Annotated in this window: 21 protein-coding genes; 11 read left to right on the top strand and 10 right to left on the bottom strand. The window is 45.5% G+C overall.

Going from position 1 to position 19367, the window contains the following annotated elements; all coding sequences use genetic code 11:
* Positions 1-124 precede the first annotated feature (124 nt).
* The 6 genes from Q8W40_RS10585 to Q8W40_RS10610 form a co-directional block, all read right to left on the bottom strand.
* The gene (locus Q8W40_RS10585) at positions 125-673 is read right to left on the bottom strand and encodes a flavin reductase family protein (RefSeq protein WP_305397114.1); all 549 of its coding nucleotides are present in this window, start codon (positions 671-673) and stop codon (positions 125-127) included.
* A 12-nt stretch (positions 674-685) separates the two neighbouring features.
* A complete protein-coding gene (locus Q8W40_RS10590) occupies positions 686-1924 on the bottom strand; it encodes a styrene monooxygenase/indole monooxygenase family protein (protein WP_305397115.1) in 1239 nt (412 codons plus the stop codon).
* Between the two features lie 58 nt (positions 1925-1982).
* Positions 1983-2756, bottom strand: a complete 774-nt coding sequence (locus Q8W40_RS10595; protein WP_305397116.1) for an SDR family oxidoreductase — start codon at positions 2754-2756, stop codon at positions 1983-1985.
* 228 nt (positions 2757-2984) lie between these two features.
* Positions 2985-4853: a cellulose-binding domain-containing protein gene (locus Q8W40_RS10600; RefSeq protein WP_305397117.1), complete on the bottom strand. Its 1869-nt coding sequence runs from the start codon at positions 4851-4853 to the stop codon at positions 2985-2987.
* A gap of 14 nt (positions 4854-4867) precedes the next feature.
* Positions 4868-5545 carry an Lcl C-terminal domain-containing protein gene (locus Q8W40_RS10605; RefSeq protein ID WP_305397118.1) on the bottom strand — a complete coding sequence of 226 codons (678 nt, stop codon included), beginning with the start codon at positions 5543-5545 and terminating at the stop codon, positions 4868-4870.
* On the bottom strand, positions 5542-7062 hold the full coding sequence (locus Q8W40_RS10610; protein ID WP_305397119.1) for an ethylbenzene dehydrogenase-related protein: 1521 nt from the start codon (positions 7060-7062) through the stop codon (positions 5542-5544). Before Q8W40_RS10610 ends, Q8W40_RS10605 begins: the two co-directional genes overlap by 4 nt.
* A gap of 336 nt (positions 7063-7398) precedes the next feature.
* On the opposite strand from Q8W40_RS10610, the gene Q8W40_RS10615 reads away from it, so the two are divergent.
* Positions 7399-7662 (top strand): SemiSWEET transporter, encoded by a 264-nt coding sequence (locus tag Q8W40_RS10615; RefSeq protein ID WP_305397120.1) that lies wholly within the window; start codon positions 7399-7401, stop codon positions 7660-7662.
* Between the two features lie 100 nt (positions 7663-7762).
* On the opposite strand, the gene Q8W40_RS10620 is transcribed toward Q8W40_RS10615, so the two are convergent.
* Both Q8W40_RS10620 and Q8W40_RS10625 read right to left on the bottom strand, forming a co-directional pair.
* Entirely contained in the window at positions 7763-8203 is a 441-nt protein-coding gene (locus Q8W40_RS10620) for a hypothetical protein (protein ID WP_305397121.1), read from the bottom strand.
* Positions 8204-8370: 167 nt separating this feature from the next.
* Positions 8371-8721 carry a hypothetical protein gene (locus Q8W40_RS10625; protein WP_305397122.1) on the bottom strand — a complete coding sequence of 117 codons (351 nt, stop codon included), beginning with the start codon at positions 8719-8721 and terminating at the stop codon, positions 8371-8373.
* Positions 8722-9585: 864 nt separating this feature from the next.
* Between Q8W40_RS10625 and Q8W40_RS10630 the strand changes: the two genes are divergently transcribed.
* From Q8W40_RS10630 to msrA, 10 genes are all read left to right on the top strand, one after another.
* Positions 9586-10377 carry an EAL domain-containing protein gene (locus Q8W40_RS10630; RefSeq protein ID WP_305397123.1) on the top strand — a complete coding sequence of 264 codons (792 nt, stop codon included), beginning with the start codon at positions 9586-9588 and terminating at the stop codon, positions 10375-10377.
* A gap of 303 nt (positions 10378-10680) precedes the next feature.
* Positions 10681-10977, top strand: a complete 297-nt coding sequence (locus Q8W40_RS10635) for a DUF3088 family protein (RefSeq protein WP_305397124.1) — start codon at positions 10681-10683, stop codon at positions 10975-10977.
* 76 nt (positions 10978-11053) lie between these two features.
* Entirely contained in the window at positions 11054-11440 is a 387-nt protein-coding gene (sufA, locus tag Q8W40_RS10640) for a Fe-S cluster assembly scaffold SufA (RefSeq protein WP_305397125.1), read from the top strand.
* A 3-nt stretch (positions 11441-11443) separates the two neighbouring features.
* Positions 11444-12910, top strand: coding sequence for a Fe-S cluster assembly protein SufB (gene sufB / locus Q8W40_RS10645; RefSeq protein ID WP_101111946.1), 1467 nt, complete (start codon positions 11444-11446; stop codon positions 12908-12910).
* 6 nt (positions 12911-12916) lie between these two features.
* Complete coding sequence (gene sufC, locus Q8W40_RS10650) at positions 12917-13663, top strand: Fe-S cluster assembly ATPase SufC (RefSeq protein ID WP_101111947.1); 747 nt, start codon at positions 12917-12919, stop codon at positions 13661-13663.
* The gene (sufD, locus tag Q8W40_RS10655) at positions 13638-14894 is read left to right on the top strand and encodes a Fe-S cluster assembly protein SufD (RefSeq protein ID WP_305397126.1); all 1257 of its coding nucleotides are present in this window, start codon (positions 13638-13640) and stop codon (positions 14892-14894) included. The genes sufC and sufD overlap by 26 nt, the downstream gene beginning before the upstream one ends.
* Complete coding sequence (locus Q8W40_RS10660; protein ID WP_305397127.1) at positions 14894-16159, top strand: SufS family cysteine desulfurase; 1266 nt, start codon at positions 14894-14896, stop codon at positions 16157-16159. The genes sufD and Q8W40_RS10660 overlap by 1 nt, the downstream gene beginning before the upstream one ends.
* Positions 16160-16162: 3 nt before the next feature.
* Entirely contained in the window at positions 16163-16567 is a 405-nt protein-coding gene (gene sufE, locus Q8W40_RS10665) for a cysteine desulfuration protein SufE (RefSeq protein WP_101111950.1), read from the top strand.
* A 169-nt stretch (positions 16568-16736) separates the two neighbouring features.
* On the top strand, positions 16737-17180 hold the full coding sequence (msrB, locus tag Q8W40_RS10670) for a peptide-methionine (R)-S-oxide reductase MsrB (RefSeq protein WP_305397128.1): 444 nt from the start codon (positions 16737-16739) through the stop codon (positions 17178-17180).
* Between the two features lie 11 nt (positions 17181-17191).
* The gene (gene msrA / locus Q8W40_RS10675; protein WP_104400904.1) at positions 17192-17719 is read left to right on the top strand and encodes a peptide-methionine (S)-S-oxide reductase MsrA; all 528 of its coding nucleotides are present in this window, start codon (positions 17192-17194) and stop codon (positions 17717-17719) included.
* Positions 17720-17826: 107 nt separating this feature from the next.
* On the opposite strand, the gene Q8W40_RS10680 is transcribed toward msrA, so the two are convergent.
* Positions 17827-18363 (bottom strand): GNAT family N-acetyltransferase, encoded by a 537-nt coding sequence (locus Q8W40_RS10680; RefSeq protein WP_104400905.1) that lies wholly within the window; start codon positions 18361-18363, stop codon positions 17827-17829.
* Between the two features lie 99 nt (positions 18364-18462).
* On the bottom strand, positions 18463-19344 hold the full coding sequence (locus Q8W40_RS10685) for an SMP-30/gluconolactonase/LRE family protein (RefSeq protein ID WP_305397129.1): 882 nt from the start codon (positions 19342-19344) through the stop codon (positions 18463-18465).
* Positions 19345-19367: the final 23 nt, after the last annotated feature.

Consider the following 19367-nt stretch of genomic DNA (forward strand, 5'->3'; position numbering starts at 1 on the left):
TGGAAAGGACTCGTCATTCCACTACGTTCTTCTCCTTGAACTGAAACAGAAGATAGAGCTCTGAATCCTGCACCTTGAGGTGGTTTGAGTATATATTCATATTTTTAGGCAACTCTCTTAAGTCCTAGGCACTCGCCAAAGAAGTAAACTTCCCTTGATGGAATACCAACGGAGAGTGCTCGGTAGAATTAGTTGAAAGAACGTGACCAATCAAGAGCAAGTGATCGCCGGCGGCGTTCTGCTCGACGTTTTTACAGACCAATGTGGCGATAGCCCCCTCAATTACAGGCACACCTTGAGAGTTGATGTGATAACCAACGCCATCGAATTTGTTCTCAACTTTTGAGCTGGCAAATCGCATAGCAAGATCCGCTTGCTCGCCAGAAAGCACATTGATGGAGAAGTGATCACAGTCGTTAAAGTTCGCCAAGTTAGGGGATTGGGTTCCTAAACTCCAAAGCACTAAAGGAGGCGTGAGGGAGAGCGACGCAAAGGAGTTGATCGTGAGCCCTATTGGCATGCCTTCTGTTGTTCGAGTCGCTACAATGGCAACGCCTGTTGGGTATTTACCTAGCGCTTTTCGCAGAACTTGAGGAAGCAAAGATTCGCTGTCTTGTTTTGTCGGTTCTTGGCTCGTCGGTTTTTGGCTAATTGGGGTTGAGTTATGGCTCATAAATCTTGCCTCCTACGCACTTTTAACCGAGTGGGAATCAACGAAATCTCGACACAAATTGGCGTCATCCCACCAAGGGTAAAAACTCGGTGGATGATTGAACCCGTTTGCGATGGTTGAAGCGAGTGATGGGTATTGCTGTGCCGACGCGAGCAGTTCCAGAATATGGGGCGGAGGCGGAAGCAATAAACTGTTGGTCCAACTCACCACACTGCTTGCGTATTCCCAGAAAGTTTCGAAGGTTTGGTTCATCCAGTCGGCGGTAAATGGCTGCTCTCCTCGTGCCAAAATGGCGTCGCCGTACACTTTCGCGGCTTTGGTGGCATTGTTGGAGCCTTGACCTGTAATCGGATCGTTCGTTGCCACTGCATCGCCCATACCAAACACCAAGCGGCCCGAAGGTAACGTCATCACGGGCTTGCGAATGGTTGGTGGAAAACGGCCGGCTAGAATGCCATTTTCGTCGGTTAATTCTGTGTGTTGGCAACGCTCGGCTTCCCAAGGGAGAAAGGTCTCTAAGATCTTCTTACTGGTGGCAAGGTGTTCTTGTGGGGTACTCACCTCGTTCCAGCAATCCATTGGGCCGCCGGGTACACCTTCAAACACCATAATGTCGCAAGGACCTGACGTAGTGAAGGCTGGGAAGGTAAAATACTCACCCACACCCGGAATCAAATTGAACGCGACTTGGCTGAAATCGTCCTGCTGTTTCATGCCATTGACGTAAGTAAGAGCAAGTGCGCGTTGTGGCTTACTGAATGCAGAGCGAGCTTCATCGCGCTCAAATAGCCTAACGACATCCCCTTTCCCTGCGGCAAGGAGCACGAGGTCATGAGTGGCGGTGAGATTTTCTAGTTCTGGAACACCGACGTCATCAATGACCAACTTGCCTCCTTTGGATTCAAATAGTTCCATCCAAACCGGCATTTTAACTCGCTGGTCGACGGCTTGGGCTGGCTTGTCTAACTGAGCGCTCCAGCTTATGGCTTTTTCCCCTGCGATTTCAGGGTGGGGAACGGAAAACCCGATGCCCTCAACGTTTGGGCAATTGTTCTCCCATAGGTTTAAACCGGAGTCTCGTTCGATTTGAAGCGCGTCGTCGAACATACACTGACTGGACAACACTCTTCCATCGCGCACGCTTTCTGGTGTCCGGTTGGTGATTACCGTCACGCGGTAATCATTGTCTAAAAGGCGAATAGCCAAAGGAAGACCTGCTTGTCCTCCCCCTACAATGGCGATGCTTCTCATGATTTCACTCCTTTGATAATTAGATGTCTCATCGTTCTGTTAAGTCTCAATTGATTTCTTACTCTGCCAAGCGAGGAATGGCGGGTTTTGCTTGTTCTGGACCCATTGCGGAATAGCCGCCATCCACCGAGTAATCCGAGCCTGTGACAAAGCTGGATAAGTCGGACAGCAAAAATGCCACAACTTGGGATACTTCTTCTGGTGTACCGACTCGACCCGCGAGATGAAAATCCGCGGCGACTGAATCGGTTTTCTCTCGATTTCCATCCGTTAATTCATCCATGATTCTTGACCAAATCCAGCCCGGAGAGACAGAATTGACACGGATGCCGTCAGCAGAAAAGTCCATTGCCATGCTACGAGTGGCTTGAAGCAGTGCGGCTTTAGAAGCGGGGTAGAGCCAGCGACCGGTTTGCGCGATGGAAGAGGAAATACTGGTGAAATTCACAATCGAACCACCACCTAGCGCCATCATATGGGGGCGAACGGCATTGGATATCATTATGGCACTGACAAGGTTTGTGTTGAGAGCGTTAAGCCAATCTTCTCGGTTGGACTCTTTTCCTTCGTCTAAATAGGTTGCCGCTAGGTTAACGAGGAAGTGGATGCCTCCGTGGGTTCGCATAGTGGCTTCAATGCTGCTGTGTAGCTTTTCATCGTTTGTGATATCGACTTCGACGTAGCTTACATTTTTGTTATCCGTATAAGGGGCTGGCGCAATATCAAATACCACCACTTTCACATCATATTCGAGCAGAGTATTGACGACCCCTTGCCCAATTTTTGTGACTCCACCGGTCACGATGGCGACTTTTCCTTTTAATCCTTTCATCGACCCTCTCCTTGGTTTCGGTATCTAGATTGGTGTACCTGTTGGCATTACCATCCTCCTTCTAGTGAGGCTCAATCTCTATCCACAATTGAATTCAGGTATCCAAAGCCTGCAGTTTAGTTGCTGATATTGAGTACGGAGAGCTGCTTTTGAAGACAATTAAAAAGCCCGCGACTATTCTCGCGGGCTTAGCTTACGTGTACTTGATGTTGATGTTGGCGCTAGCGATTACTGTCCGCAAACCAGATCCCAGCTGCCATCGCTGCCAGGGACGGAATCTGTCCAGTACTTGGCTTGGTAGATTTTCCCTTGGTAGACGATTTTATCGCCCGTTCCTGCATGGCTCGGGTTTCCTGCCCAATCAGTTTGAGGCCAGTTAGGGTAAACATTGATCCCCGTCGTATTACAGGTTGTACCGCCACCGCCACCTCCCGTTCCTTTCGTGAAGCTGGCTTTTAGCGTCACGCCAGAAAACGCGCTGTAACCGGTTAAGTTGATGTAGTACGTGCCAGCCTTTGGTGTGGCAAATGAGCACGATTCGTCGTTACCGCTTTTGTAAGGACGACAGTCATGGCTACTCGATGTTGGTTTGGCACCATGTTTAACGTACAGATCCACATCACCCGAACCGCCGCTGGTGGCGATGTTAAGGTTGGTTGCACCGGAAGGGACTGCCAATGTATAGGTGATGGTTTGACCTTTAGATGCCGCGATTCCAGTCACTGGCTTGCCGTTTTCCAGTTCTTTGCCTGTTGGTGGCGGCGGTGGTGGTGGCGTTATTCCCTTATCAATAACCGATAAGTTGTTGGATGCGCGAGTGAGTTTAAGGACATCCCCAATTTGAGATGCCGACCACCAGTTTACGCCACTTGGTAGTGCGAGAGGGTTTGCGTTGCGCTGCTCACGACTTAGGGTTTCGGCACCCAAACCAAATTGTGCGGTACGAACCTCTAATGTGTTAGGGCTAACACTTAACACTTTGAATTGCTGAATGCTGGCCAAATCAATGGTCCAGCTTTTCGGATCGTTTGCGCTACGAGCAGGGGCACCCCAACTGCCTTCACCTACATAAACCGTACCGCCAGAAGTGGTTGCAGTGAAGTTGGAACCAGAAGGCTTCAATGCTTCGGTAACTTTATTAATGTGCGTATCTGATTCCACCACCAAATTCATTTTGTGTTGATAGAATAAATTTGCCCACCAAGAGACCAAAACGGTGTTGTCGCGCTTACCGGAATAATGCGGGTACATCGGCTTGTGGTACTGCGCCATGCGCCATTTTGCAGAACTGGCACTGGCGGCCAAATCTTGGCTTAGCCAATTGTTCATGGCTGTTGCGTAGCTAGACCAACCGCTGTCTTTAAACTGGCTATTAAGGGTATAAACACGCAGCAGTGGTGATACGTTAAACGCACCATAGGTATCTTTAGGGTTACACGTTTTATTGCCATCGAAATCGGCACCAAAGACTTGGCAAACAGTACTGTAGTTGTCGTCTTCATGGTTACCGTGTGTGGGTACGAATGGGTAAATACGCTTGTAGTTAACCCCGTCTATCAAATCACTTGAAAACGTCAGTTGCCAATCTTTTAAGTATTCACGCATTTCAGAGGCGGAGTTTTGGTTAGTGTAGTCACCGCCATGCATGATGAACAATGGGCGTACCTTCGCAACCAATTTGTTGCCAGCGCGGCGATTTGTCCAACCTGTGCGGGTATCGCCCCCTGCAATCGCGACAAACGGAGAGTTGTCTGTTGGGGCGGTTTTGAACCAAAGGCGGTCGCCACACCCTGCGTCATCACACACTCGGTAGTAAACCGGAGAGTTGGCTGGTAAACCGCTCAACTGCACAAAGCTGCTTTTCAGCGAGTTAGCAAACGTATGGCTAAAAGACACATTGGATTTTTTCCACTGCTGCTCACTGGTGGTGAATCCATATTTTACGTGGTGATTGGCGCTTGTTGTCGGGGAAAACCCAATCGTGGCTTTTGATGATGGCGACCCATCCCAAACCAAGCGGTGGTATTCACTTCCAGCGAAGCTTTGACAAGCCATAGCGGATAATCCGATCAGAATGCTTGTTCTGAGGTAATTCATTTTTTAGTCCTTTATTATTCATTACTTCTTTGATTAATTGACGTTAATGTCATCTGCGAGGTATGCCCCTCGCGGTGTGGCTTGGAAACCAACACCACAAAGGCAGCATTGCGATAAGGCAAAGTGTTCTCTTTACCTTCAAAAAGGTTGAAAGCCAGTGCGCCATGCTTTAAATGGCGGTACTGTTGGTCTAGCGATTTATTGGCACTTATCGTCCAATAATCGCTGTTTTTAATGCGTGGGAAGAAGTCTGTGGCGATCTGAGCCTGATTTGGTCTATCGTTGCTATGCAGCAGTGAAACCAATTCCTTTGGTGTGGGTAGTCGCCAATTATGATTGCCACATAACCCTTGTTTATTGGTTCGTTTGATCAGCGCTTGGGTGTCGCATCGCCCGTCTTGATAGAAGCAATCCCCTTTATCGGGTGCGCCTAATTGTCCATTGAACCAAGAGTAGGTCCAGTCGGCATCGTGAATGGATTCATCATCGGTTTTGACTTCCCATAGCAATCCTGTTTTTTCGTCGGAGACACACGCCCAAGGACCTTGCCAAGGCATCAAATGTTCGCCAGTGTTGGTGACTTTCACGTAGCGAGGGTGCGCCAATTGAACGGGCAGTATGTTGAAGCTGACGTAGCTATAAATCGACGTTGCGGCAATCATGAGGAGCGTAGCCAATATTCTTAACGTCATTGCACGTACTCCAGCTGTATCGGGCGATGGTGGCGTGTGTGGGCGATTTGGGAGTGATCAAAAGCGGAAACCCATATACAGGTGCCATCTTCTAAGGCTACGTCGTGCTTTGAACCTGTGTCGTGTTTACGGGAGACTTCTAGTGTCCAATATCCGTTTTCCCACTTTCCTCTTGCGCGGACGTTGGCTCTATCCCCTTCAAACTGGTTAGAACGGTACAACACCGACGGCAACTCGCTGCCTTCAGGTAAGGTGTCGTGCGTTTTTTGATAGGGCTGACTCCCAAACCAAGCGAGAGGTCGTGTGACCAATGAAGGTTCTGTTGGGAGTCGTTTTGGGGTGACATAGTGGGGTGAGTACCATTTCCAATTCATTTTGTATCCGCCACTGTCTTTGCCATCAGCAAGGTAGCCTGCGGTGTATCGGCGTTCGCCAAATCGAGGAGCACTGGCAGGACCAAAGAAATTATCGTCTGCTTGAAACATATCGTTGGTGCGAATGGCTTTCCAATGCCACAAATCGCGGATCCGATTATCCATACTGGCGTGGTAGCCCTTACCGTGCCAGTTTTCGGGTTTGCCTTTAATCGGCTTACGCCCAAGATATGCTGTGCCATCCGCACCGTATCCGCAGGTACTGGAAATCATGACGGCGAATTTGTCTTCGTAGTAGGTTGTTTCATCAAAATGGTGGAACCCATTTTGCCTGACCACCCACTTGCCGTTTTGCTTAAATAAAGGCAGATGAGCAAGGCTTTTGGTGGCGTCTTTCCAGCGGAATAAAAAGTAGGTTTCAAATTGGTTGGCTGCGGCTTTTATCGAAACCGTTGTTTGCCCATCAATGAAATTGGCTCCCCCCGTAGTGAGAACAGAGATTTCTTTTGCGTCTTGCCAAAAAGCTTCACTTGATTCTCCATCCACATTAACCAGTTCATCGATGCTTATTTTTTTAACCGTTAAAGGAAGTTGGCTACCGGAATACATAAATGCCCATCCAGCCCCTGCGGTACCCAATGACAGAAGCAGCGTAAACGAGAGTCGAGCTTGTTTTAGCGTTCGAAAAGGCACTACCATTTTTAGCACGTTTGCCCCATATTGAATGATGTAGACCAAACTGTGCAGTATCAAAAAAACCAACATGCCGATGGCAGACCAAAAGTGCCAAGCCTGAAAGTTCAGGAAATTAAATTGCCACCAATAGAATACGCCTGAAACCAGAGCCGAAAGCGTAATGACATAGCCAAAGTATTGAACCCAGAGGTGGTATGAAGAGGCTGCTTTGGTCGCGCGTTTTTTGCGGCGTAATACATAAAAAACGTAGCCCAATGCGCTAGAAAAAAGGACGATACCACTGATGTAATGAAGATCATGCAGGTTGCCCTGAGGCAATATGGGGGAAAGCCAATACAAGGTTCGATCCGAGACCAAGTGAATCCTCAAACCTGTGAGTAAATTAATGAGAGCAGAAATAGAGACAAGTAAGTGGAGAAGGATAAAGTTGAAACGCTTGGGGGTCATGTTCAGTTCAGTGCAAAAGCCAATCAAGTGAGTAAGGTTTGATGGTAGAAGCTAGAGAACGAATTACTATTTAAACTCCGTTAAAATTCCGTTACTTACTAAATTGGTTCTATTTTTGTTATGCAACAAAGTGTATCTTTCAGTAATTATTTGTCACAGATAACGTAAGTCGAATTCTCATTTTTGATTAGGTGAGTGATTGTCATAAAGCGGGCAAGTTAATCGTTTACTATTCAGGTGTATTTTTGTCACTCAATCACTTTCAAACGCCACTAAACAACCAATTCACTGAGTACAACGAGTTCTAAATTTTGCCTAGCAGATAACGGAGGTCTCATGGAGTACATCGGGTATATTGCCGCGATATTGACTACTATCAGCTTTTTACCGCAAGTCATTCATACAATTCGAATCAAAGATACAACCAGCATTTCACTTTCGATGTATACGATGTTTATTGTGGGAACCGCTTGTTGGCTAGCGTATGGCGTAGTATTGGATTCCATACCCATTATCGTAGCCAACGGGATTACGGTGGCGTTATCGGGGATCGTATTTGCCATCAAACTAAAAAACGTGATTAAAGGAACAGACAGCTAACAAAAAATGCCAGCATTGGTTGCTGGCATGGGAGGTTATGAACTTTTCAAAATGATATTGTTCCCTATTCAGAAGGGGTGATTGTAGAGCTCTATTTTGATCAGAAAGTCATTTGATAGTATTGCAACTCGAGTAATCGATCTCTAAGCAGTTTAGACTTAAATTGGCCTCGGTCAATCGCAGAGGACGTGCCAAAATTGTCTTTTGACCATACCTCCTCAATGAAGGTGAATTGTGAATTTAGAAAGCTTTCCCATGCGCCATGTGACGTCTGAAAAGTATCTCTTTCTGTTTCTGTAAGCTTCAGAGCGATATCTTCGTAAGTGCTTTTAATTTCTCTTGAAAGAAATTGGTGGTACTCCGTGTATGCTAAAAGCGTCGATCGGTATCCTGTTGCGTTGTTTATTTTCTCTATATAAACAACCGATTTAGAGTCCAATTGTGCCGCTTTGTTTACTTGGTCTGGATTATCGATAGCCCACGAGCAAAATGAAAGAAAAAGTGCAAATCCGCATACTATTGTTTTTAAAGTTTTTACCATATTGAATGGTCCTTTTCTGCAAGAATTTGATAACGAAGCAATTATCTTGGCGGGAGCTTGTATTTCAATAAACATTAGGGTTAAAAAAAGAGTGAGATTTACAAGGCATGTCTAGATTTTTCGGTGATTGAAGTAAAAAATGCCAGCATTGGTTGCTGGCATGGGGTTTAATCACTGATCTTTATGGTTCTCACATTCCTTTCTATGGCGCTTTGTTTCCATTTTTCCCAATTTCGCCAATCTGCTTCAAATTTGATGAAAACACGACCTTTTTCATCAAACTCCAAGCCAGAATCTTCGAGGGCTATATATGGGATAACTCCGGTAAACATCCATTTATCTTTTAACAGCTTTACTTTACAAGCGGATACTCTCAATGCCGGAAAGGCTGGATACTGGCGTCCCCACTGCTGCCAAGCATAAAGTGATTCATTATAAAACCAGACAAATGTGCCTTCTTTGATTCCAACTATATATCCTGGGGTGCGAGCAAAACGAGCTTTATCAATCAGTTTCATCTCATCCTCTTACGGCGTTTATGCGCCAATTACAGCAAGTTAAATTTGTTACCAACTGGATGGAGGAGGTGTTATCCCGCTATTTTTATTTTGCGGTTTGTTTTTTATATCTAAGCAGCACCAGGCTAAGGCTTACCTTCGCTCTTATGGCTGTTTAGTGCTTTCTATTAAACGGAATAAAAATGCTGTAACAATAGAGTTATCAAAAGTGAGACTGTTATGGTGAACACTTTATAAAAGCGGGTTTGAAGTGAATACCCCTGTCAGAAGTTGAATGCGTACTAATAATTTTTGTGAAAGCTGCGGAATGCCAGTTTAATTCTTAAGTTGCATTTTTGTGACAGTAATTCAAGAGAGTTTTGGATACGCAAATATAAATATCTAAAAATAGGAACGAGTTAGAGATTTTCACTAATTTTGACAGGAAATCCCCTTAGATATGAAACGGAACTCGAATTTATATTGATATGATTCGCATTATTGGTTGGGTGCCAGATTCTGGCATTCCACTTTTGATTATTTGATACGGTTTTTTTTATGCGCTTGCTGATATTTTCTTGATATGAGCCTCAAACTTAATTATTTCCCGTTACATATAATTGTTCAGTTTTGTACTAAACCCACTGTAGCTAAATGGCTTAAGGTCTTTGTTTAACCTCTTTGGTTGTTCGATATATCTGCTTGAGTTATAGCTAAATAGAAAAGAAACGTTTGCGTAATATATACCTAAGTAAATTCAAGTTACTGGGCTCTGGGCCAAACACTCTATTTGAGCGTAGAAGTCACTTGAAGATAAAAAGCGGGGACACATCGCAGTGGGTAGTGATGTCGGCGTCATAACAAATTTAACTCTCTAGGCTTTAGATGAAGGTAACTTACAACACAGTAGATGATCCAGTTCAAGAACTGGTTGAGACTGATCCCGATGGATGGACGTTCATTAGATACGATGGCTTTATTTTTAAAGGGGTTTATCAGCCTATTTTTGACAGATCCGGGCGCATCGTCGCTTATGAAGGGCTTGCTCGATTAACTGACATGAATGGGAGGGCGATTAGCCCTGAAGAATACTTAAAACCTATTCGACAAGATCACAAAAGTTTGATGCTGTTTTTTCTGATTACAGGCAAAGTCCACTTTATCAATTTCTCAAAGTTTTCCTCGGGTAACGTATCTCTTTTCGTAAACGCGCCTCCCTGTGTGTTTAATACATTAGGGAATATATCTGGCGCAATCGAACAATTACTTATCCGTCTTAAAATGTTGGGCATTCCACGAGAGAATGTGGTGTATGAAATAATGGAAGACAGCAATTCAGAAATGTCTTTAATGGCACAAGGCATTGAGAACTTAAAACACGTTAATATCCGTGTTGCGTTAGACGATTTTGGTTCAATGCACTGTGACATGACAAGAGTAAAACGACACCAAGTCGACATTGTGAAAATCGACAAAGTGCTCATTCAAAACGCCGAAGAAAACAAAGCCCAGCTTTTAGAGGTAATAGAATATTGCCGATCGAGAAATATCAAAACTGTGGCGGAAGGGATTGAAACGCATGAACAAAAAGCAAAGATGATGGAATTAGGGATAGATTTCTTCCAAGGGTACTTTATGGGTAGACCCACTCCAGCTAAAACCATTATACCCAAGTGACCTCAAAATGCAGGATTCAGAGCCTCATAGTCTGTTCCAGTTCAAGGAGAAGGACGCAGTGGAATGACGAGTCCTTTCCAAGTTCTTTGACGATGAAATGGGACAGAATATGGGCTCCCAAGGGCGAGTTTAACTGGCTTTCATACTGCGTTACCGATTCTTGATTTAGAATAACTAGATCTTCAAATCGATGCCTTGCCTGAAAGCCAGTTCCCTATTCTTTGGTAGGGAAGCCGCTGAACCTAGCATCTTGAGGTTACTTGGGTATAACATGGCACTTTTTACTGACTGAGTTGAATGTACATGAAGCCTATTTTATTTGTGTTGAAAATGCCTTTTCAAGATGAAGGGGAAAGCTGGATTTGCTCTCATTGCGCCTTGATTGAAGGAGCGATTCAAGTCAACCAAAGGTGGGAAGATCACATCGATATACGAAGAATAGATTTTCCTAAACCGAGAAGGGAAGTGGTAGAGCTAATTGGTGAAGATAAGCAGTGGTTACCAGTGCTTATCTTAGAAGACAACGTTACCCTAACCGACCCGATTGAAATCATTAATTACCTCGCAAGCACCTTCGGCGGAGCCAAAGTACACCCTTAACCCTTTTTTGCGTAAGGTTGACCTACTAATGATAATCATTATCATGTGAGCATCTTTACTACGATAAGGTGTGGTTATGGCATCTCATACCGGAGAAACCGTTAATACTGACGGGGCCGAGTCGTTCTCAATCGAGGACGTCCAATGGCAAGGTATTACATTAACACCCGCAGCAGCTAAACGTGTACAGCAGCTTTCAACTGATGGAAAAGCAATTCATTTGTCGGTGAAATCTTCTGGTTGCACTGGCTACGCGTACGTTCTCGACCAAATTGATGAACCTCAGAATGGTGACCTTTCTTTTGAATCTCATGGTGCAACGCTATTTGTTGCCCTTAATGCGATGCCATTCCTTGATGGCACTGAAGTGGACTACGTCCGCGAAGGGCTGAATCAGACCTTTACCTATAAAAATCCTAACGTCAAAGCCGAGTGTGGCTGTGGTGAGAGCTTTGGTATTTAGCAAATGACTGCAATTGAAATTCAGCCTGAAGTCCAAGAGGCGATGAATAAGGAAGGATACAAAGAAGGGTTTTATACTCAGCTTGATAACGACACCTTAGAAAAAGGCATTAATGAGGAAGTGGTACGTGCCATTTCAGCCAAAAGGAATGAACCGGATTGGATGCTAGAATTCCGTTTGGAAGCATACCGACTTTGGAAAGACATGGAAGAGCCTCATTGGCTGAAAGCGGAATACCCATCCCTGGATTACCAAAACTATAGCTATTACTCCGCACCAAGCTGTGGCAAATGTGAAGGAAGCGATCTTGAGTCCGACGGTTCGAATGAATTTCTGACCAAAGAAGTGGAAGACGCGTTTGACCAATTAGGTGTGCCTGTTCGTGAAGGTTCTGAAGTGGCCGTTGATGCCATTTTCGATTCTGTTTCAGTGACCACAACTTACCGAGATGAGCTGAAAGAGCAGGGCATTATATTCTGTTCGTTCAGTGAAGCAATTCACGACTATCCAGAATTGGTACGCAAGTATTTAGGTACGGTTGTTCCTCCAAAAGACAACTTTTTTGCGGCGTTGAATGCTGCCGTTGCATCTGATGGATCGTTTGTCTACATTCCGCCTGGTGTGCGTTGTCCTCGTGAATTATCGACCTATTTTCGAATTAACCAAGCAAAGACGGGTCAGTTCGAGCGTACAATTCTAGTGGCCGATGAAGGCGCGTACGTGAGCTACATCGAAGGATGTTCTGCGCCTGTTCGGGATACCTACCAGCTGCATGCTGCGGTAGTAGAAGTCATTATCCACAAAGATGCGGAAGTAAAATATTCAACGGTTCAGAACTGGTTCTCAGGCGTTGAAGGCTCCAAAGGTGGAATCTTGAACTTCGTGACCAAGCGTGCTGTGTGTGAGGGCGCAAACAGCAAAATGTCTTGGACACAGTCAGAGACGGGTTCTGCGATTACTTGGAAATACCCAAGCGTTATCCTTAAAGGTGATAACTCTGTCGGTGAGTTTTTCTCGGTTGCATTGACCAATGGCGACCAAAAAGCCGATACCGGTACCAAGATGATCCACATTGGTAAGAACACTAAGTCGACCATCATCTCTAAAGGTATCTCTGCGGGTAAAAGTGAAAATAGCTACCGCGGGTTGGTGAAAGTATTGCCAAGTGCGGAAGGCGCTCGAAACTTTACCCAGTGTGATTCAATGCTTATCGGTGCTGATTGTGGCGCGCATACGTTCCCTTACGTAGAAGTGAAAAATTCTACCGCACAGGTTGAGCATGAAGCGACGACGTCTCGAATCGGTGAAGATCAGCTCTTCTACTGCGTTCAACGTGGTATCAGTGAAGACGATGCTATTTCGATGATCGTTAACGGCTTCTGCAAAGATGTATTCTCTGAGTTGCCGCTCGAATTCGCTATTGAAGCACAAAAACTCCTTTCCATCAGTTTAGAACACAGCGTGGGCTAACCCAGTATGTTAGAAATTAAAGATTTAAAAGCCAGTGTTGAGGATAACCAAATCCTTAACGGTATTAACCTATCCATCAAGCCAGGCGAAGTACACGCCATTATGGGACCAAACGGTTCAGGCAAAAGTACGTTGTCTTCTACGCTGGCTGGTAAAGACGATTACGAAATCACGGATGGTGAAATCCTGTTCAAAGGCAAAGACCTAGCGGATCTTGATCCCGATGAGCGCGCTGGTGAAGGTGTATTCCTTGCATTCCAATACCCAGTAGAAATTCCGGGTGTGAGCAACAAGTTGTTCCTGAAAACTGCACTGAATGGCATCCGTGATTACCGTGGTGAACCTGAACTGGATCGCTTCGATTTTGAAGACCTGCTTGAAGAAAAAGCAGACTTGCTGAAAATGCCTGTCGATTTGCTTAACCGTTCTGTAAACGAAGGGTTTTCTGGCGGTGAGAAAAAACGCAACGACATCCTACAAATGGCAGTACTAGAGCCACAGCTTTGTATTCTTGATGAGACGGACTCGGGTCTAGATATTGATGCACTTAAAGCGGTATCGGATGGTGTGAACGCATTGCGCGACGGCAACCGTTCTTTCATCGTGGTGACTCACTACCAGCGTATTCTTGATTACATCAAACCTGACTTTGTTCACGTTCTGTACAAAGGCAAAATTGTGAAATCTGGCGATCACACCTTGGCGAAAGAGTTAGAGGACAAAGGTTATGGTTGGATTATCGGAGAAGAGTAGAGATGTGGCGTTAACGCGTCTTCGCTCTCTTGCGGGCCAGTCTAGCTGGCAAGAAAATAGCTGGCAGTCATTGGCACTTTGGGGCATCCCTCACGCCAAACACGAAGACTGGAAGTACACGCCTCTGGATGATTTCCTAGCGTTATCACACCGCGCACCTGCACAAAACAGCATTGATAGCATTTCATTTGAAAGTATCAGCATGAGTTTTGACTGCTACCGTTTGTTTTTCTTTGATGGAAAGCTGATATCGGAATTGTCTGATGATATCCCGAATACCATCATTAAAGACATCAATGAATTGGATGATGCAGTGCAGCATCAACTGTCTAGCAACATCAATCAAGAAGCGTTCTCCGCACTTACGGACGCAACGGCAACCGCTGGTATTTATGTTCAAGTGGGTAACGATACTCAGCTTGAGAAGCCGATTTATCTGTTTCATCTGAATTCTGGTGGCGAAGGTGAGCTTTGTAGCTACCGACATCATGTCGAACTTAGCCGACTAGCGGAATGCCATGTTTACGAGCATCACGTGTCTCTGAAGCAAGGTGGCGGTGTGACTTGCTCACGGCTGACTGCGAATGTCAGTGATGGCGCTAACTTTAAGCACATTAAGTTGATTGAAGAAAGTGCTGAGCAGCATCATTTTGGTCACAATGATATTACTTTGTACCGCGATAGCCGCGCGACAAGCCATACTTTCTTACTGGAAGGTAAGTTGGTAAGGCATAACACCAGCGGCATTTTGAAAGGTCAGGGCGGTGAAGTTGAAATGAACAGCTTAACTTTGCCGAAAGCGGATCAGGTGTTTGACACCAGAACCTATCTTCGCCACAAAGCGGCACATTGTAATAGCCACCAAACGCATAAAGTGATTGGTAAAGACAACGGTGTTGGTGTCTTTAACGGCATGATTTATGTCGATAAAGGTGCAATCAAAACCGATGGTCAAATGGACAACCACAATTTGCTTCTAAGCGAAAAGTCCCAGATCAACAGTAAGCCGCAATTAGAAATTTATGCCGATGATGTGAAATGCAGCCACGGTGCCACCACTGGGCAAATTGATCAGAGCCAAGTGTTCTACCTTCAAGCTCGCGGAATCCCTAGAGCCAAGGCTGAAAAGATGATTACGTTTGCATTTGCAGGTGAATTGACTGATGAAATCGACCACCCAGAAGTGCAGCAACATATCATTCGTCGGATCGAACAGAAATTGGACTTGTAATGAGTAACAGTGTGAAAGATAACCAAGCAGAAACAACGCAAGGAATACGGTGGCGTCAGGATTTTCCAACTTTGAATCAGGAAATCGACGGCAAGCCCCTTGTGTATTTAGATTCTGCGGCTAGCGCACAAACTCCCAATCGAGTCATTGACCGCATGTCCCGATTTTATCGGGACGAATATGCGTCGGTTCATCGCGGCGTGCACCAACTCAGCGCCAACGCCACAGATAACATGGAACAGGCTCGCGACAAGGCCCGTGCTTTTTTAGGCGCTCAGTCTCGTGACGAAATCGTGTTCACTAAAGGCACAACGGAAGCCATTAACTTGGTAGCCAATGGCTTTTTGAAACCGCTACTGCGCCTAAAGGGCAAGCAGCCAAGTGAAATCGTGATTTCCAGTTTAGAACATCACGCTAACATCGTCCCTTGGCAAATGCTGGCAGAGCAGTTCAATTTAACCGTGAAAGTTTGGGAAGCGAATGAACGCGGCGAGCTAGACATTCTCGCATTGGAACCGTTACTGACCGAAAACACGGCTTTGGTGGCGGTAACGCACATCTCGAATGTACTGGGTTCTAGAACGCCCATTGAAGACGTTACGGAATTGGCACACAAAAACGGCATTCCAGTGTTGTTAGACGGTGCACAAGCAGTAATGCACGAAACCGTAAATGTTGAAGCGTTGAATTGTGATTTTTACGTATTCTCAGCTCATAAGCTCTATGGACCAACAGGCATTGGCGTTCTGTACGGCAAGAAAACCTTATTGGACGCGATGGAGCCTTGGGAAGGCGGCGGTGCAATGATAGACAAAGTCTGCATTCCATCGGGGACGACTTTCAATCAAGCACCTTGGAAATTTGAAGCAGGTACTCCTAACATCGCAGGTATTCTGGGGTTAGGCGAAGCCATTGATTATGTCCAAGAGGCGGGGCTGGATGCCATTGCCCAGTACGAAAACGAGTTAATGGATTACGCCTTGACTCAACTGGCAAGCATTGACAATATTCAAATTTACGGTAACCCGAGCCATCGTGCAGGTGTGATTCCGTTCAATTTAGGCAATCATCACGCCTATGATGTAGGTACGTTTTTAGATCGATATGGCATCGCAATTCGTACTGGTCATCACTGTGCCATGCCCCTTCTGGAGTCATTGAGTCAATCTGCGGTATGTCGCGCATCCATTGCCATGTATACTACGCGCGAAGATATTGATGCCCTCGTGGCAGGACTCAAACGAATAAATCTCTTGTTAGGATAAAACATGACGCCAGAAAAGCTCGTTAAGAACTTTAACCGTTGTCAGGATTGGGAAGAGCGCTACCTGTACATTATTGAACTGGGAGACCGCCTGAACGCCATATCAGACGACAAACGCACGGACGACTATTTGATCAAAGGTTGCCAAAGCCAAGTTTGGCTCGATCAAGTTCAAGACGAAAAGGGCGCTTTCCATTTTTTTGGCGACAGCGATGCAGCCATCGTAAAAGGGCTGATAGCCGTAACGGTTATTGCGTTTGAAGGTAAAACATCGAAGGAAATTTTAGACTTTGATATCAACCAATGGTTTGAAGAGCTTGAACTGCACAAGCACATCACACCAACCCGTTCTCAAGGGTTATCGGCCATGGTTGCTAGCATTCAAAAAACCGCTGAAATTTATTCCTAGTCCTCAAGGTCTAATCATTACCTGCTTCAAATCTAGGGGCGGGTAATTCCTTATCTTGGTCAGCAGACCCTAATTCTCTAATTTGTTCTCGTTCATAGTGCGAGTGCGATCTGATCGTATTCCGTTTATATGGGCTATAAAACAGAGATCCGACACCGAGGTACCCATCATGTTGAATTGGCAAAGTGTGGTTGAATATGCAAGCAACGGCAATCTGAAACCAGACAGAGTGATTCATAAACCGGAAGCGGAATGGAAAGCGCAGCTGACAGATGAAGAGTTTCGGATCACTAGGCAAAAAGGCACAGAGAGAGCATTCAGCAGTGAATCGTGTAGCTTATTTGAACCCGGGATTTATCATTGTGTGTGCTGCGGAACATCGCTATTTGATGGCAGTGTGAAATTCGAATCCGGTTCTGGCTGGCCATCGTTTACCCAACCTGTCAAAGCCAATGCCATTGCATACCATATGGATGAGTCTCATGGTATGCGCCGTATTGAAACGACCTGCAATACCTGTGAAGCCCATTTAGGGCATGTGTTCCCAGATGGTCCACCTCCCAGTGGGCTGCGCTATTGCATGAACGCCGTCGCGTTAAAGAAAGCGGAATAAGAGAGGTAACTATGACAATGTCAGTAGCAACATTTGGTGGTGGCTGCTTTTGGTGCACAGAAGCGCTATTCCAACAAGTCCGCGGTGTTAAATCGGTAGCCAGCGGCTACAGTGGAGGGCATACCAAAAATCCCGCTTACCGTGAAGTGTGTAATGGTACGACGGGGCATGCTGAGGTCGTGCAAATTGAGTTTGATTCCGACGAAGTCAGCTTTGCTGATTTGGTTGAAATTCACTTAACCACACATAACCCAACAACGCCGGATCGCCAAGGAGCAGATAGGGGTACGCAATATCGCAGTATCATTCTGACCCATGACGATGAACAGGATGAAACCGCCCGATCTGTCATAGAGACGCTATCGCCAGAGTTTGAACACCCGATAGTGACTGAAGTCGCCCCATATGAGCAGTTCTATAAGGCGGAAGGAAAGCACCAAAACTATTACCGCGCTAACCCTGAAGGTCGATATTGCCAAATGGTGATTTCACCAAAGCTGAATAAATTCAGGGTATCTCATGGCGACAAAATGAGATAGAAACATAATGAAATAGAAACACAAAAGCGCCCCCTCGTTATTGAGGGGGCGCTTTTTATTTTGTTGAGTTGACTTGCTTTATAGGTTGATCTGAATTGAGAGTGTAATCACCGATGGCTTTTCAGTAATCCATATACCGCGTGATCAACGACTCGCCCATTGAGGTTTTCATTGCGCGTAATAACGCCTTCTAATGTCATGCCTATTCTTTCTGCAACCGCGCGGCTTGCTTGGTTGTCTACGGCCGCATGCAGTTGGGCTTTCTCTAATTTTAACTCTTCGAAAATGATGTCTAACAGGGCAAGGCATGCACGGGTAACGATCCCGTTTCCTTGTGCAGACGCTTCAAGCCAATAACCAATTTCAGCGCGGCTCAAATTGTGGTCAATCGAATTGAGTGATGCCGCGCCTACCAATTTGTCTTTATAAATAATGACGCAGGTAAGCGATTTTCCTTCAGCGTAATTTTGTAAAGACATACGAATAAAACTCAAAAAAGCGTCTTCGTTATCGCAGTGTGGTGGCCACGCTAGCCATTGAGAGAGATAATCTAAATTATCGTTGCGAATTCTTAGAAAATCCTTTGCAAATGAAGGCTGTACCAGTGCTAGCTGGATTTCATCATCAATGTGTTTCGTGAACATTCTTATCTGATTATTTTCAAACGAAAGATGCTAAAAACGCTACTCTCGCGAAGAGTAAAGTTCAACTTCTTTGTTATCTTTTGCGTGTGAGTGAATGTGCTATGGGGACATCTGCGCTTCAAATTCAAAATCAGTACCGCTCACATCAGCGTCCAAGTCGATTCTGAGTGTTTTTCCAGAAAAGGGTTGGCGCTGTAATTCTTGCTCTGTCATGTCGTAAGATGCAGTGGTAAGTGCGAGCACTCCCTTTTCAATAAAGGTACATCGAGTGGCGTGTCGAATGGGTAAAGGGATGCTCTGGACATATTGCCCATTGCTTTCATAAACCGTAATAATGCCCGCATCCCAATGACAAACATAAAGCCTGCCTTCAGAATCGACTTTTAAACCATCAGGAAGCCCTGTTCCTTGAGGGAGTTCGACAAAAACGCGCTTCGATTGAATGGCTTTCCAGCGCGAATCCAGCTGGTATCGATACACTTTCCTTTGAAACATATTACTGACGTAGACGCAGTGATTCTTTGCGTCAAATGCAATGCCATTGGCGACTGAGAAGCCGCAATCCAATTGCTGAATTTGCATCGTTTCCTTATGCAAAATAAAAAGTGCTCCGTCCGGAGCCTCGAGCTCGTCTTGATTCATTGTGCCAAACCAAAGATCGCCTGCTGGGCTGACGACTCCGTCATTGGGTCTCAACTTAGGATTGTTATTAACAGGGTTTCCGAGGTATTCGTAACGTTGGAAATTTGGATCGCATGCGTAAATGCCTATCTTGGTCACCAAGAGCCAGCCAGACTCTCGTATTTTCGCTATAGCAGTCACTGGGAGTCCGATGTGGAAACATTGTGTTTGCTTAGAATGAAGATCGAATTGGTAAATGTGACTGGATTCGGCATCCACCCAAACCAATACCTTACCTTCAACGCAGATCGGAGACTCTCCAATGATGCAAGTGGAGTCTTCTAACATGTCGTAATTCATGATAATTCCTAGAACACTGGGAG

The sequence above is a fragment of the Vibrio penaeicida genome (assembly GCF_030689305.1).
In the GTDB taxonomy this organism is placed as follows: Bacteria; Pseudomonadota; Gammaproteobacteria; order Enterobacterales; family Vibrionaceae; genus Vibrio; species Vibrio penaeicida_B.